Annotated in this window: 14 protein-coding genes; 13 read left to right on the top strand and 1 reads right to left on the bottom strand. The window is 55.1% G+C overall.

Annotated features, from left to right (window positions below):
- Window positions 1-8: 8 nt before the first annotated feature.
- The 10 genes from BM026_RS04050 to BM026_RS04005 all read left to right on the top strand — a co-directional run bounded on the left by BM026_RS04050 (window position 9) and on the right by BM026_RS04005 (window position 9,973).
- Window positions 9-512 carry a phage major tail tube protein gene (locus tag BM026_RS04050; protein WP_093126353.1) on the top strand — a complete coding sequence of 168 codons (504 nt, stop codon included), beginning with the start codon at window positions 9-11 and terminating at the stop codon, window positions 510-512.
- Window positions 513-526: 14 nt separating this feature from the next.
- The gene (locus BM026_RS04045) at window positions 527-829 is read left to right on the top strand and encodes a phage tail assembly protein (protein WP_093126356.1); all 303 of its coding nucleotides are present in this window, start codon (window positions 527-529) and stop codon (window positions 827-829) included.
- A 140-nt stretch (window positions 830-969) separates the two neighbouring features.
- Window positions 970-3,450: a phage tail tape measure protein gene (locus BM026_RS04040; protein WP_093527436.1), complete on the top strand. Its 2,481-nt coding sequence runs from the start codon at window positions 970-972 to the stop codon at window positions 3,448-3,450.
- 9 nt (window positions 3,451-3,459) lie between these two features.
- Window positions 3,460-4,305 carry a phage tail protein gene (locus BM026_RS04035; protein WP_093527434.1) on the top strand — a complete coding sequence of 282 codons (846 nt, stop codon included), beginning with the start codon at window positions 3,460-3,462 and terminating at the stop codon, window positions 4,303-4,305.
- Window positions 4,280-4,486, top strand: coding sequence for a tail protein X (locus BM026_RS04030; protein WP_093527432.1), 207 nt, complete (start codon window positions 4,280-4,282; stop codon window positions 4,484-4,486). Before BM026_RS04035 ends, BM026_RS04030 begins: the two co-directional genes overlap by 26 nt.
- A 16-nt stretch (window positions 4,487-4,502) precedes the next feature.
- Complete coding sequence (locus tag BM026_RS04025) at window positions 4,503-5,546, top strand: phage late control D family protein (RefSeq protein WP_093527430.1); 1,044 nt, start codon at window positions 4,503-4,505, stop codon at window positions 5,544-5,546.
- Between the two features lie 127 nt (window positions 5,547-5,673).
- On the top strand, window positions 5,674-7,569 hold the full coding sequence (locus BM026_RS04020; RefSeq protein WP_093527428.1) for an acyltransferase family protein: 1,896 nt from the start codon (window positions 5,674-5,676) through the stop codon (window positions 7,567-7,569).
- Between the two features lie 56 nt (window positions 7,570-7,625).
- Entirely contained in the window at window positions 7,626-8,189 is a 564-nt protein-coding gene (locus BM026_RS04015; protein ID WP_093527426.1) for a glycoside hydrolase family 19 protein, read from the top strand.
- On the top strand, window positions 8,171-8,716 hold the full coding sequence (locus tag BM026_RS04010) for a lysis system spanin subunit (RefSeq protein ID WP_093527424.1): 546 nt from the start codon (window positions 8,171-8,173) through the stop codon (window positions 8,714-8,716). Before BM026_RS04015 ends, BM026_RS04010 begins: the two co-directional genes overlap by 19 nt.
- Window positions 8,717-9,178: 462 nt before the next feature.
- Window positions 9,179-9,973 (top strand): DNA adenine methylase, encoded by a 795-nt coding sequence (locus BM026_RS04005; protein ID WP_093527422.1) that lies wholly within the window; start codon window positions 9,179-9,181, stop codon window positions 9,971-9,973.
- A 124-nt stretch (window positions 9,974-10,097) separates the two neighbouring features.
- On the opposite strand, the gene BM026_RS04000 is transcribed toward BM026_RS04005, so the two are convergent.
- The gene (locus BM026_RS04000; protein ID WP_093527420.1) at window positions 10,098-10,847 is read right to left on the bottom strand and encodes an SOS response-associated peptidase family protein; all 750 of its coding nucleotides are present in this window, start codon (window positions 10,845-10,847) and stop codon (window positions 10,098-10,100) included.
- A gap of 101 nt (window positions 10,848-10,948) precedes the next feature.
- On the opposite strand from BM026_RS04000, the gene BM026_RS03995 reads away from it, so the two are divergent.
- From BM026_RS03995 to BM026_RS03985, 3 genes are all read left to right on the top strand, one after another.
- A complete protein-coding gene (locus BM026_RS03995; protein WP_044286813.1) occupies window positions 10,949-11,374 on the top strand; it encodes a LexA family protein in 426 nt (141 codons plus the stop codon).
- Window positions 11,367-12,644 carry a translesion error-prone DNA polymerase V subunit UmuC gene (umuC, locus tag BM026_RS03990; RefSeq protein WP_093527418.1) on the top strand — a complete coding sequence of 426 codons (1,278 nt, stop codon included), beginning with the start codon at window positions 11,367-11,369 and terminating at the stop codon, window positions 12,642-12,644. Before BM026_RS03995 ends, umuC begins: the two co-directional genes overlap by 8 nt.
- Before the next feature lie 129 nt (window positions 12,645-12,773).
- Entirely contained in the window at window positions 12,774-13,835 is a 1,062-nt protein-coding gene (locus BM026_RS03985) for a hypothetical protein (protein WP_139217538.1), read from the top strand.
- Window positions 13,836-13,850: the final 15 nt, after the last annotated feature.

Here is a 13,850-nt window from a genome sequence, read left to right as displayed (position 1 = left end):
AACGCCCGATGGTTCCGCAAACTCTCTACAACATGAACGCCCATATCGATGGCGTCAGCTTTGCCGGGGATATCACCAGCTTCACGCTACCCAAGATGACCCTGAAAACCGAGGAGCATCGCGCAGGGGGCATGGATGCCCCGGTGGAGATGGATCAGGGCATGGAAAAACTTGAGGCCAGTTTCGCCGGTAAAGGCGTGCGCCCTGAGGCCATGAAGTTTTACGGCCTGGCCGATCAGACTGCATTCAACGCAGTGTTCCGTGGTTCCTTCAAGGGCCAGAAAGGCGCGACCACGGGTGTTGTCGCCACTGTCAGAGGCATGCTCAAAGAGGTAGATCCTGGCGATTGGAAGGCCGGTGAAGCTGCCGAGTTCAAGTACGCCGTGGCCTGCAGCTACTACAAGCTGGAGGTCGCGGGCCGGGTAATGTTCGAAATCGATCCAATCAACTGCGTCCGGGTTATCAACGGTGTCGATCAACTCGCCAGCGTCCGCCGCGACCTGGGTATGTAAGGAAGCCTTTCATCATGAGCACACTGAAAAAACTGCCTACCTGGCTGACCGTCACCGCCGAGAGCGCCGCCATTACGCTGTCTCGGTCGAGCGAGATTAACGGCGTGATGGTCGACCGCCTGACCCTGCGCTCTCCTACCGTGCGCGAAGTGCGCGCCGCCAATGCCACCAGTGGCGGCGATGACGAACTGCGCGAGATGCACCTGTTCGCCTCGCTCTCCGAAGCCGGCACCAAGGATCTGGAGGGGCTCAAACTGACGGATTACCAGCGGTTGCAGGCCGCCTATTTTCGCCTGGTGCAGGACGACGGGATTTAGCGCCGAACTGCAGAAGAAGGTCGCGAAACGCTTGGCTGTGGAATTCTCTTTTTCAGCTAGCGAAGTCGAGACCATGCCCTTTTCCACGATGATCTGGTGGCTCACGGACTGAGCCCCGCATCCCGGCCCGGAGTAATCCCATGGCAAATAACCTGTCGCTCGGCCTGGTTATCGGCGGCGTCGTCAGCTCCACGGTAGGCGCGGCCTTCAAGGATGTTGAAGGCCGCATCAAAAAGCTTGGCGAAACTGGCACCAAAGCCCGCGTACTGCAAAGCACCATCGGCGACACCATCCGCCTGCGGGACGAATGGAAAAAGGCCCACGATACCGGTGCCGCCTCGGCTGGTGACCTGCTGAAAAAGCTGGAGGGTAACCTCAAAACCTTGAGAGAGCAGGGCATTGAAGTCGGCAAACTGCGCAAGGAATACCAAGCCCTCGGCCAGGTAGCGCGGGGCGCCGAACTCAAGGCGCTGGGTCATGCGCAGATCCAGCAGGGTAAAGAGGGGATGAAGAGTTCCCTCGGCAAAGCGGCGGCGCTTACCGCATCGTTAGCGATTCCGACCAAGGTCTCCGGCGATTACCAGGCGCAGGTCCGCCAGATGTCGTTATGGGCCCACACTGCCGGTACCGGCGATGAGGCCGAGCTGGCGGCGAGCATCAGCAAAGTCGCGGCAGAGAAGGGCATGAGCCAGCAACTGCTGGCGAAGTCGGTCGGTGCGTTGATCGAAAAAGGTGTTGATTGGGACGTGGCCACCGCCTATGCCGGGCAGATCGCCGACCTGATCGACGGCCAGGGTATGGAGCCTGAAACCATCGCGACCCTGATCAACTCCTTCAAAGAGGCCGGGGTCAAGCAAGGCGACATGGCAGCGATGCTGGGCCAGGTTGCAGCGGCTGGAGATATCGGCGCATTTGGGCCGAAGGAAATGGCGCGGTACCTGCCGGCGATGCTCGGCAACATCAAGCGCCTCGGCATGGAAGGGCCTGAGGCCGTGCGTTTCCTGGGAGCAAGCCTGCAGTCGCAGTTCTCGCAAACCCAGGACGCGGCGGCAGCGGCGACCAACATGAACAACTTGCTCAACGCCGTGATCAGCAGCACCAGCCAGGAACGGTTTGCCAAGGAAGGCTACGACCTGGCCGGCTCAATCCTCGCCGCGACCAAAAGCGGCAAGGCGGCGAACCCGGTCGATGCGTTCATCATGCTCAGCGAGCAGTTGATCAGAAAGCAGGACCCCGCTAAAGCCAAGAAAATCGAGGCGCTCAAGGCCAAGATCAAGGCGTCGGCGGATGGCAGTGCCGAGGAAGAGCAGGCCATGATCGCCCTGACTGAGGCTGCCGGGCTGGCGAACATCGTCAGCGATCAGAGCGCCAGTGCGGGTTTGCTCGCGCAGATCAAATACGGCGACAAGATCAAGGCTGATATGGCGACGATCAAGGATACGGATGGCAAGGCCAAGATTGAGGCGGATGCGGCGAAGGCGCGTGAGACGTCCAACCGGAAGTGGGCAAGCGCGACGGCTGGCATTGAATCGTCGATGACGCGTATTGGCGATGCGGTGCGGCCGCTGACTGACCTGGCTGCGGATGGATTGGCGAAGGTGGCGTACGGGCTGGGGGAGTTGGCTGGGAAGTTTCCAACTGTCATCAGCGGGGCGACGGTATTGGCGGCCGGTGTTGTCGGCCTGGGTGCTGCGATCAACGCGATCAAGATTGGCAAAGGTTTGCTCAATGTTGGGCGTGGCTCTTTGATGGGCAACCCGAACGTGATCCAGCGGGTGTTCGTCACCAACCCTTCCAGCGGTGCGGGTGGGGTGGATGTCGGCGATGGAAAGCGTCGCCGTGGCAAGGGCAAACGTTGTCGCGGTGGTCGAGGATCTATCCCTAGTCTGGCTTCAGCACCCCCGGCCGCAGCTGCTGCCAGTCGATTTGCACCTAAGGCCATGATGGGCAAGGGCCTCGGGTTCGCCAAGGTTGGCGCTCCCATGGCGCTGATTGAGGCAGGGTTGATTGCGGCCGATACCTATCAAAACGCGGAGACTCGCGACGAAAAAGCCGAAGGCTATGGCAACGCCGCCGGTACTTTGGCCGGCACGCTGGCCGGTGCTGCAGCGGGTGCCGCGATTGGTTCTGTGGTACCGGTGATCGGCACCGTCGTCGGCGGGCTGATTGGCGGGTTTCTCGGTAGCTGGGGCGGCGGCGAGCTGGGCAGTGCAGTGGGCAAGGCTGCATTCGGTGAGCCGGACAAGCCGATAGAACGCCTGGCCCAGCCCTCGCCGTTGCTGCTGCCGAAGCCCGCCGGGCCAGGTATTTCACGGTTTACTCAGTTGGCCCCGACCCCGGCTACAGGCCCATTGATGGGGGACGTTGCCCGTTCGTTGGCGACTGCTCCATCAGCCGCAGCAGTGCCTGCACTGCTCAGCGCCAGCGCCGCCGCGAAGCCGGAACCCGCTCGCGTTGAGCAGGCCTGGACGTTCGCCCCAACCATGCCGGTGACGGTGCAGGGTGACGTCAAGGACCCACGGCAATTGGCTCAGGAAATGATGCCGTACATGCGTCAGCTGTTTGAGGAGTTCAGCCGGGAGCAGGCGAGGCGCAACCTGTTCGATGCCCCCCACGTTTAAGGAGTTGTCATGGCTTACATGGAGCAGCTGCAATCCGGCTTCACATCCCTGGTCCAGGCAGGAGAGGCCGGGCGGCATAGCATCGACGATATGATCGGCCCGGTGAACGGTGCCATTGGTGAAATCACAGGGGCAGCTGATGAGCTGTCGAGCATTCCAGGCGTACCACCCGCTGTAGGGGAAAAGCTGCAACGGGTGATGCGTGGTATCAATGCGGCGCAATACAAGGTTGGCACTGTTTTGTCGACCTACAGCAAAGCAACGCGCGCGATGTCGGCGATTGATGAACGTGTGGGCACTTTGAAGGAACAAGCCGCTCGGGCCAGCACGGCAATCAACCAGATCGCGGGCAAGGTCAGCCCGCGCCTGGCGAATATCTTGCCCACCAGCGCCTTGGCACCGAGTGCAACGCCCATGGCGGAAGCGGTCAAACCGTTTCCCCACTTGCTGATCCTGCAGCCGCTGCAAGCCAATGCCCAGCCTTTCTACTTCAACTTGGACACGGCGGCCTTCGACGAACTACGCCGGCAAACACAATTCCGCTGGGCCTCACAAGAGCGCCTCAGTCGTCGGCCAGCACAGCAGGCTGTGGGTATCGGCGAGGATAAGCTCAGCCTCAAGGGCGCAATTTTCCCCGCCTTCAAGGGAGGCCTCAAGCAGCTCGACACTCTGCGCTCCATCGGCGGGCAACTGTTGCCGTTGAACCTCACTACGGGGTACGGCGTTGTCCTCGGCACTTGGTGCCTGGGCAGCGTAGAGGAAGAGCAGGGCGCGCTGCTGGCCGGCGGGATCCCGCGCAAGCAAACCTTTAGTTTGGAGTTCACGCGCTATGGCGATGATATGCAGAACGTCTGACGGCGACCTGCTCGATACCTTGTGTTACCAGCATTACGGCCACCTCAATGGCACGGTCGAGGCGGTGCTGGCGGCCAATCGGTTGTTAGCGGATGAACCACAACCGTTGCGCACCGGGCTGCTAATAACCTTCCCTGACATTGAACAAAAGGCGGTCGAACAGGTGCAGCTGTGGGATTGAATTTCGAGGACCAATCATGAAGCCAATCTTTCGAATTGTCGCTGATGGCAACGACATCACAGCCTTAATCAACGACCGTCTGCTGTTACTGCGCACGCTCGACAAACCTGGTATGGAGTCGGACGAGTTCGAATTACGTATTGATGACCGTGACGGCGCCGTCGCGCTCCCCAAGAAGGGCGCCGGGATCGAGATCTATCTTGGCTACGACAGCAAAGCGCTGGCACGTCTTGGGCGTTACACCGTGGATGACATCGAGGTCTCCGGTCCGCCGGATACCCTGGTCATTCGCGGTAAGGCCAGCGACATGCGCGGCAGTGGCAAGACCACCCGCAGCAGCAGTTGGGAAAATGTGCCGCTGTCCAAGATCGTCAGTGATATTGCCGCACGTAATGGATGGAAGCCTGAATGCCCAGTAGCAACTGTAGTTCCTCGGGCCGATCAGATGAACGAGTCTGACTATAACTTCATCACCCGGCTCGCCAAGGATCACGACTGTACCGCCAAGGTGGCCGACAGCAAGCTGCTGGTACTGCCACGTCAGAGTGGGCAGACCGCCAGTGGCAAGAATTTGCCAGCGATCGCCATCCGACGCAGTGACGTCAGCCGCTGGCAATTCCGCTTTACCGATCGCACCACTCAAAAGGCAGTCAAAGCCAGGTATCAGGACAAGAAAACCGGAGAGCTGGTGAACCTGACTCTGGACAACGATGACGCACCTGTAGGGTTGCCCCCGGTGCATACCGACCGACATATCCATCCCAACAAATCCGCCGCTGAGCAGGCAGCCAAAGCCCGGCTCGCCGCATTCAATCGCTCGACCGCTGAGGTACGTTTGGAGATGCTAGGGCGTACAGATCTCTATGCTGAACGACAGGTCAATGCGCAGGGCTTCAAGAAAGGGCTGGACGGGGAGTTCCTAGTGGACTCGGTAGAGCAAGTGTTCACCCAGTCTGGCTGGAGCACCACAGTGGAGTGCAACGCAGGTAAGAAGGGCAAGGCTAAGGCTGCGAGCAAGAAAAAGAAAAAGCCAAAAGAAGTCAAAGTGATGGAGCTTTGATGAGTGCGAGGCTCAATTAGAGAGAAATCCTGTAATATCTCGCCCGCGACGAGTTTGGGAGTCAGCTGTCACCCCCAAAATATCAAGTCATATGCCTCGTGAAAAGACAGTCATCGGATAGCGAATAATGGATTTTAGAAAAGATATAAATGGTTTAAGAGCGCTAGCTGTACTGGCTGTTGTTATTTACCACTTCAATGCGTTATGGCTGCCGGGCGGGTTTGCTGGGGTAGATGTGTTCTTTGTTATCTCCGGCTATTTGATGACGGCGATTATTTGCCGTGGGTTGAGTGGCGATGATTTCAGTTTGATTCGTTTCTATATTGCGCGGGCTAAGCGGATCATTCCTGTCCTAGCTGTTATGTGTTTTGCGTTAATGGTGTTTGGTTGGTTTAACTTGTTAGCGACCGAATACAAGCAAATGGCGCAGCATGTTTATAGTAGTCTTGGGTTTTACTCGAATACTGTTTATCTGAAGGAGGTAGGGTATTTTGCCGCAAGCACTAACGAGAATTGGCTGCTTCACACCTGGTCGCTTTCTGTTGAGTGGCAGTTCTATATTATCTATCCAATTGTGCTACTGGTCCTGAGGAAAGTATTTGGACTTAGGGCTATCCGTTGGTTTGTGCTGGCGGCGGTTTTGATTGGTTTTATTTACTCGCTCATACTTTCTCCACAGTACCCAGAACAAGCGTTTTATCTGCTGAAAGCCCGCGCCTGGGAGCTTTGCGCCGGTGGCCTTGCCTTCCTTTTCCCTCTCGCATTGAACAAAGCGAAAAGCCGTATCCTCGAATGGGCAGGGTTAGTGCTAATCCTGTCTGGCTATATCGTGATATCGAAAATTGTGGTGTGGCCCGGTTATTACGCGCTCATGCCGGTCATGGGAACGCTGATGGTAATCCTCGCCAATAGACAGAATTCTCGGTTGACCGGCAATTGGGTGTTTCAGCGTGTAGGCTTGTACTCGTACTCGATTTACATTTGGCACTGGCCTGTCATGGTCTACATGACTTATTCGGGGCAGCTCGATGGCTTTTTCAGCGCCTTGATAGGTATTGTTATTTCACTGGTGTTCGGTTATGCATCCTATGCATTGATTGAGCGTAAGAGGGGTAAGCCTAAGAGTGGCGCTCGTTCTTTGGCTTGGTGTGGCGGTTTCGTAAGTCTCGTGTTACTCAGTGTTTTAGTTTTTAAATCCAATGGCCTCAACTCGGATATAAGAGGTGAGAGCATCACTGAGAAAACAAGATTCGTGGATAGTTATGCAGCGCTGCATAAAAATCTTGGTGAAGCATACTGGCTTAAATGTAATTCTTATGAGGTTTTTGCCGCTACCGGTGCAAAAAATATTGACGCTTCTTGCACTGAAAAGAAGGGGGTGGGGGGTGTTTTTCTTTGGGGAGACTCGCACGCTGAAGCGCTTTCATTCGGAATTCGGAGCAATTTGCCTGCCGGTGTTCCTTTCTATCAAGTCACCTCATCTGCTTGTGGAGCAACCCTAGGCCAGAACAAGTCTCCTGTGGCGTTCCAAGCTACCTGTAATGCATCCAATGCCTTTGCATTGCAGGAAATTGCTCGGATCCAACCTGAGATGGTCGTGATGGCTCAACAGAATTCTCACGAGCTTACGGATTGGAATGAAATTGCTCGGCATCTAAAGACGCTGGGAGTCAAAGAGGTCGTGCTAGTCGGGCCTGTACCGCAATGGCAACCGTCCTTGCCACTGGTGATCACCAAGCGTCATTGGAATTCTGCTGACAGTCAGATCGTCGATCAGGGGCTGGATCAACGGATCCTCAAAACTGACGCATTGCTCAAGGAAAAACTCGATTCGAGTGTGATCGACTATATTTCTGTTATCGGCGGTGTATGTAAAGGCTTGGCCTGTTTGGCCAAGGTCGATGATGGAAAGTCGCTAATGGCGGTGGATTACGGTCACCTGACCCCTTCGGCTTCCTTGTACGTAGGACGAACGATTCTTGCCCCGAGGCTGAAGCAATTACTGCACCCCTCTAACGGCTGACAAACATCTGTAACCAAACCCGGCACTTGCCGGGTTTTTTTCGTCTGGAGAAAATCATGGGACTAACCGAAGCACAGCTCCAACGCATCATGCCCAACGCCCGCCGCCAAGCGGGCGTTTTTGTATCCGCCCTAAACGCGGCCATGACCAACCGCAAGATCGATACACCGAAGCGCCAGGCGGCCTTCCTTGCCCAGGTTGGGCACGAGTCCGGCCAGCTGCAGTACGTGCGTGAACTGGGGAGCGATCAATACCTCAGCAAGTACGACACCGGTTCGCTGGCAACCAGGCTTGGCAACACTCCGACCGCCGACGGTGACGGCCAACGCTATCGCGGTCGTGGGCTTATCCAGGTCACCGGGCACGACAACTACCTGCGCTGCAGCCTGGCGTTGTTTGGTGATGAGCGATTGCTGCGCACGCCGGAGCTGCTTGAATTGCCGCAATGGGCCGCTGAGTCGGCCGCGTGGTTTTGGTCGGTGAATGGATTGAATGTGCTCGCGGATCAGGAGCAGTTCACCACCATCACCCGGCGGATCAATGGGGGCCTCAATGGCCTGGAGGATCGGCTGCAGCTGTGGGCCAGGGCGAGGGCGGTGTTATGCGTCTCTTCGACCTGATCCCCATGCCATACCGGCTCGCCGCAGTCGGTGCGTTGATGGTGACGTTCGCGGCCGGATCTGCTGCCTTCGCCTGGACCGCTCAAGATTGGCGCTACGGCCAGCAGTTGGAGCGCCAGGCCAGGCTACACGCCGACACCCTCGGCGAGCTATCCCGAGCTGCTGCTGCCCAGCAGCGTAAAGAGCAGGACAAACGTCTCGCCCTTGAACAGCGCCTGCAGAACAACGATGAAACCCACTACAAGGAATTGACCGATGAGAAAACCAAGCAAGCTCGTCTTCGTGACCGCCTGGCTACTGCTGATCTGCGGCTGTCAGTCATTCTCGCCGCCAACGAAACCACCAGCGGATGGTCAGTGCCAGCCACCACCACCACCGGCCGCGTGGTTCATGGCCCCACAAGAGCCCAACTTGACCCTGCGCATGCTCAACGAATTATCGGAATCACCGATGCAGGCGATCAAGGATTGATCGCCCTGCGGGCCTGTCAGGCATATGCCAATCAGGTTTCGGGTGAAAAGGATTAAAAGTCAGCGTAGAGGTGGCTTATGCATGTACCACATGCGCTGCGTCCATATGTGGCGGCACTTGAGCGAGCGTATTCTTCTGATTGGCAGGCGAACGCGGTTTCTACCGAATCTGAGTTGTTCATCTTTTTACACACGGATTGTGAGTTCGGTGTGCAAGCATCCTTAGTCGCGTTCTGTAGCGCTTCAAAGAGATGAAATTCGCCTGTCCCTTTTCGCTTTTTGAGTGAGTAAACGATCATTGTCGGCATTCCTTGCATAAAAAAGATGTCGTATTGATATTACGTTCCATCCCTTTCCATATGCAATGAGCAAAAAAGAGCGGTGAGTCTGGATGCGTCAACACCCATCTCACCGCCGTTCCCGCAGATGATCCCTGCAAGTCCAGCCAAGGCTCCCGCTTCGTGCACAAAGCGGAGCGAGCCTAGCACTGTTTATCCATACAGCAAAGGTCTTGCTTTTATGTCTACACCCATCGTTCCTTGGATGGGCGGCAAGCGCCGCCTGGCCGACCGCCTTATCCCGCTCTTCCCACCCCACGAATGCTACGTCGAAGTCTTTGCCGGCGGCGCCGCGCTCTACTTCATGCGTCCCCAGGCCGCCCCGGTTGAAGTTCTCAACGACATCAACGGCGACCTGGTGACGCTGTACCGCGTGGTGCAGAACCACCTGGAAGAATTTGTGCGCCAGTTCAAATGGGCGCTCAGCTCCCGCCAGGTTTTCGAGTGGCAGAAGATGACTCGCCCTGAAACCCTCACAGACATCCAGCGCGCTGCCCGATTCTTTTACCTGCAGCATCACGCCTTTGCCGGCAAGGTGACGGGGCAGACCTTTGGCACCGCGACCACTGGCCCTGCTATCAACCTGCTTCGGATCGAGGAGAACCTCTCTGCCGCATGGCAGCGCCTGTCCGGCACTTATGTTGAGAGTCTCCCTTGGATTGATTGCGCCGAACGTTATGACCGACCGCACACTTTCCATTATATGGACCCGCCTTACTGGCAAACCGCAGGCTATGGCGTCGACTTTCCTTTTGAAAACTACGAGCGAATGGCCGACTTCATGCGGCGCTGCAAGGGCAAGGTTATGGTCAGCATCAATGACCATCCCGATATCCGGCGGGTGTTTGAAGGCTTTCATTTCGAGACGTTGGATATCCGGTACAGCACAGCTAACCAGCGCCAAAGTAAAGCCGAGATGAGCGGTGAGTTGGTAATCATGAATTGGGAGCCGGCAGCGTTGGGTGGACTGTTCTGATAGGCGCCGCCGTTTTGAACCGGTGGCGCGTTGCCCTCACTGAACTAAAGTTGCCCCTGTAGCTCGTATTGCAGTCTTTTAACTTCACACTGGGTAGCAGATGGATAAGCAACTCGCGGGTCTTTCATTTCTGCTTACCCTGGTGTGGATCTCTGCAGTCGCCTTCGTGATCTGGTACCTGAGCTGATCTGTCTGGCTCGATCAGTTCCGGTCCCTGATTTCTAACATTCCCTACGGCCTTGCCTACGGGAAACCACTCAAACTCTTCCGTGGGTTGGCACAGTTCCTTTGCAATCTCCTCCGCTCGCGATGGAGTTATGCCGGGATCAAGCCACTCGTTGGCGTGCTCTGGCGTCAGCACCAAAGGGCGCCGGTCGTGGATATCGACCATGCCCTGATCGCTTGCGGCGGTGATAATGAGAAAACCATCGCCCTCATGAGGCTCTAACCCTGGATTGACCTGGGCAAGCGCCCCAAAGAGCATCGGACGCCGGCTCTTCAGACGGATGAAGTAGGGCTGCTTCTTCTTCGGGTCGTCTGGGTCTTTTACCCATTCATACCAGCCTTCACTGGGCACAATGGCCCGGCCATTCGGCCAGAGCTCTTTGAAGAACTTCCCGGTGGTGACCGTCTCGACCCTAGCGTTAATCGGATCCGGACGTTTTCCCTTCGCCCAGAACGGTGCCCATCCCCATTTTACTGCATCGATATGCAGCCCATCCTCAGCTGTGTGTAGAACCTGCACCCGCGTTGACGGTGCCACGTTGTAGCGATCAATAGGCTGAGCGTCATACCCGCTGAACAGCTCTATCTGCGGGTTCAGCTCTTCAATGAAGATCGCCATCCCTTCGTATTGCACGAATCGCCCACACATACGCACCTCTCCGCTTGTCGAAATCCCCTACAGAAAAATTGACCGCAAGAGTCCTACAAAGTTAACTGTACATTCATACAGTAAATGTAAAAGGCCGCATCATGAGCTTCACCATTCTAGGTCCCATCGCTGAGGTCGGCGCGAAGTTGCCGTTGTGCTCGTTCCAGGTTCCGGCCGGTTTTCCGTCGCCGGCAGCGGACCACATCGAGCAGCACATCTCATTGGATGAGGTCTTGAATATCCGTGCGCCCCACGTGTATCTGGTAGCAATCACCGGGGAGAGTATGCAGGGCGTCGGGATCTTCGATGGTGACCTAGCCGTGGTTGACCGTGCTATCGAGCCGATCCACGGGCATGTGGTGGTGGCACTGCTGAATAATGAGCCCGTCTGCAAGCGCTTATGTAAGCGTGGCCGGGAGGTGGTTCTGCTTTCCGAAAACCCCAAGTTTCCGGCGCGCTACGTTCTCGAAGGCGACGAGCTGTCGATCTGGGGCGTGATCACCAGCACAGTGCGCAGCCATGTCTAAGCAGCAGCCAACCTTTGCACTGATCGACTGCAACAGCTTCTATGCCAGTTGCGAGCGTGTATTCCGGCCCGACCTGGCGAAGGTGCCCATCGTGGTGCTGAGCAATAACGACGGCTGTGTCATCGCCCGGAGCTACGACGCCAAACCCTTCGTCAAAATGGGCGAGCCGTATTTCCAGATCAAGCACAAGCTCAAGCAGTACGGCATCGTCCCGTTCTCATCCAACTATGCACTGTACGGCGACATGAGCGAGCGCGTGATGAGCCTGATCGAGTCGATGGTGCCGGCGGTTGAGGTATACAGCATCGACGAGGCGTTCGCCGATCTGACTGGTATCGGTGAGCTGGATGCCTTAGGCCGGCAGATTCGCGCCCAGGTACTTCGCTGTACGGGTATCCCAGTTGGCGTTGGTATCGCTCACACAAAGACTCTGGCGAAGCTGGCAAACTACACCGCGAAGCGCCTGCAGTCCCAAACCGGTGGGGTGGTCAACATCACCGATCCGGTTAAGCGTGACTGGGTGCTACGTAATACGGACGTGGCGGAGGTGTGGGGTGTCGGTCGCAAGATGAAACTCCATCTTGATGCCATGGGTATAAAGTCGGCTATGGACCTGGCTAAGGCCGACCTGTGGACGCTCCGTAAGAAGTTCAGCGTTGTGATTGAGAAGACGGCCAGGGAGTTGTCTGGCGCGCCGTGTCTGGAGTTGGATGAACCCGACCCGCCAAGGCAGGAGATCTGCTGCAGTCGCATGTTTGGTAAGAGACTGACGGAGCTGCCTCCCATCAAGGAGGCGGTGGCCACATACATGATGCGTGCCTCGGAGAAACTCCGCGCTCAGAACTCGCTGTGCAAGAAGGTGCGCGTGTGCATCCGCACTGGCATGTTCAATCCGGAGGAAGCGAAGTATGCCAATGGGGTGGTGGTGGATATGCCGTACCCCACTGATGACGTGCGGCTGCTTACTCAAACGGCGGTGGGGGCGGTTGATCGGATATTTAGACCGGGCTTTAAGTACAGCAAGGCTGAGGTAATGTTGCTTAACCTCTACCAGTCAGGTGAGTACACAGATGATCTGTTTCATAAGTCGCAGCCGGCTGAAGCAACACGGGTCATGACGGTGTTGGACCAGATCAATGAGCGATGGGGCAGGGGCACGCTGCGCTCGGCTAGTGTCCCCCTGCATCCTGAATGGGGCATGCGACGTGAGTTGATGAGTCAAAGCTTTACAACTCAGCTTGACCAGCTTTGGTTGATTTCTTGCAAGTAGAAAATTTTTTGTGTTCTTTGCTGCACCTCACCCTGAGTAAATTTCGAGGCCAGCGATTTTGACGGTATTAAAAAATCTTAAAAGGGATAATAATTATTTGTATTTTTGCGGGTCAGGAGAATCGATCAGATGAGTAGCAGGAACAATAATGATGGACCTCAACGCTTCGGTAATATTCCTGATGGAGGGGCAGACCTTGATCGTCTTTCTTTGAGTGATCCAGATAACCTAAATGTTGAAGCAACAACAGGAATAAATGTTAGTAAGGCAGAGTTTGTTAGAAAGATGCAGCTCGTAGTTGTTGCTATGGTAGCGGGATGCTTGACTCTATTTTTGCTGCTTTTTCCTAGTGATATTGAATCTGATATTTTAATAAGGCTTCTGTCGAATATTGATTATAAGGTATTTGGGGTTGCAAGTATTCTTGCTGTAGGATTTATTTTGTTCGTTGTGCTACAGTTTCAAGAGTATTTTAGCGATCGTCCGTTATCGTCCAGTTTTGTTGATATAGATGAACGGGCTAGTTCTAATAGGGTCGAAGCCCAAATTTCAGAGTTAAGGTATGAGGTCCAGAAAATCAAAGCTGGTCAAGATAATAGTGTTGTCAGTAAGCGAGACGATGTTGAGAGTAAGGCTGAGCTTCATGAGTTTAGCGCGATTGAGTATTACATTCATCGATTGATAAAGTCGCTTGATAAACATATTGAAACTTCTGAAAAGAAGGCTTCTAAGCTTTTGGATACAGGGACCTTGTATCTTAGGCGTGGTATATATTTCTACGTAGCATCAATTTTTTTATGGCAGATAATTGCTCATGTTTGGGGGGTTGATAAGCCTTTGATTTATGGTGTGATCTCTTGTTCTTTAACGTTTCTTGTGGTTGAGTTTTTAGCGGCCTGGTTTTTGAAACAGTATAGAAGTTTTATTGACTCTTCGATTCAGTTCATGAAGGTAAGGTCTGTCTTTGATCGTTACCTTCTATCGTATTATGCGATAAAAGAATTTTCTATTGATGAGCCAGAAGGTAATGTCGAATCTAAAGCTCAAATTTTAAAGGTTCTTGCTGAGGAAGTTAAGTGGCCAGAAGCTTTGAATTCTAAATCAGGAGATATGAATCATATGGTTCAAATGTTCCACTCGTTGTCTGAGATATTGGACAAAGTGAAAAAAATCTCTACAAAAAGTGAATAGGCTGGCGTCTAGCAG

It is taken from the genome of Pseudomonas sp. NFPP24, from assembly GCF_900112095.1.
Taxonomy (GTDB): Bacteria; Pseudomonadota; Gammaproteobacteria; order Pseudomonadales; family Pseudomonadaceae; genus Aquipseudomonas; species Aquipseudomonas extremorientalis.
This window is presented reverse-complemented; position numbering and strand designations above follow the sequence as displayed.

Bases quoted from the DNA above. Each gene is read 5' to 3' on its own strand.
- BM026_RS04040 (WP_093527436.1), top strand. From the start codon at position 970: ATGGCAAATAACCTGTCGCTCGGCCTGGTTATCGGCGGCGTCGTCAGC.
- BM026_RS04020 (WP_093527428.1), top strand. From the start codon at position 5,674: ATGGATTTTAGAAAAGATATAAATGGTTTAAGAGCGCTAGCTGTACTG.
- BM026_RS04025 (WP_093527430.1), top strand. From the start codon at position 4,503: ATGAAGCCAATCTTTCGAATTGTCGCTGATGGCAACGACATCACAGCC.
- BM026_RS04000 (WP_093527420.1), bottom strand. From the start codon at position 10,847: ATGTGTGGGCGATTCGTGCAATACGAAGGGATGGCGATCTTCATTGAA.
- BM026_RS04010 (WP_093527424.1), top strand. From the start codon at position 8,171: ATGCGTCTCTTCGACCTGATCCCCATGCCATACCGGCTCGCCGCAGTC.
- BM026_RS04045 (WP_093126356.1), top strand. From the start codon at position 527: ATGAGCACACTGAAAAAACTGCCTACCTGGCTGACCGTCACCGCCGAG.
- BM026_RS04035 (WP_093527434.1), top strand. From the start codon at position 3,460: ATGGCTTACATGGAGCAGCTGCAATCCGGCTTCACATCCCTGGTCCAG.
- BM026_RS04015 (WP_093527426.1), top strand. From the start codon at position 7,626: ATGGGACTAACCGAAGCACAGCTCCAACGCATCATGCCCAACGCCCGC.
- BM026_RS03995 (WP_044286813.1), top strand. From the start codon at position 10,949: ATGAGCTTCACCATTCTAGGTCCCATCGCTGAGGTCGGCGCGAAGTTG.
- umuC (WP_093527418.1), top strand. From the start codon at position 11,367: ATGTCTAAGCAGCAGCCAACCTTTGCACTGATCGACTGCAACAGCTTC.
- BM026_RS04005 (WP_093527422.1), top strand. From the start codon at position 9,179: ATGTCTACACCCATCGTTCCTTGGATGGGCGGCAAGCGCCGCCTGGCC.
- BM026_RS03985 (WP_139217538.1), top strand. From the start codon at position 12,774: ATGAGTAGCAGGAACAATAATGATGGACCTCAACGCTTCGGTAATATT.
- BM026_RS04050 (WP_093126353.1), top strand. From the start codon at position 9: ATGGTTCCGCAAACTCTCTACAACATGAACGCCCATATCGATGGCGTC.
- BM026_RS04030 (WP_093527432.1), top strand. From the start codon at position 4,280: ATGGCGATGATATGCAGAACGTCTGACGGCGACCTGCTCGATACCTTG.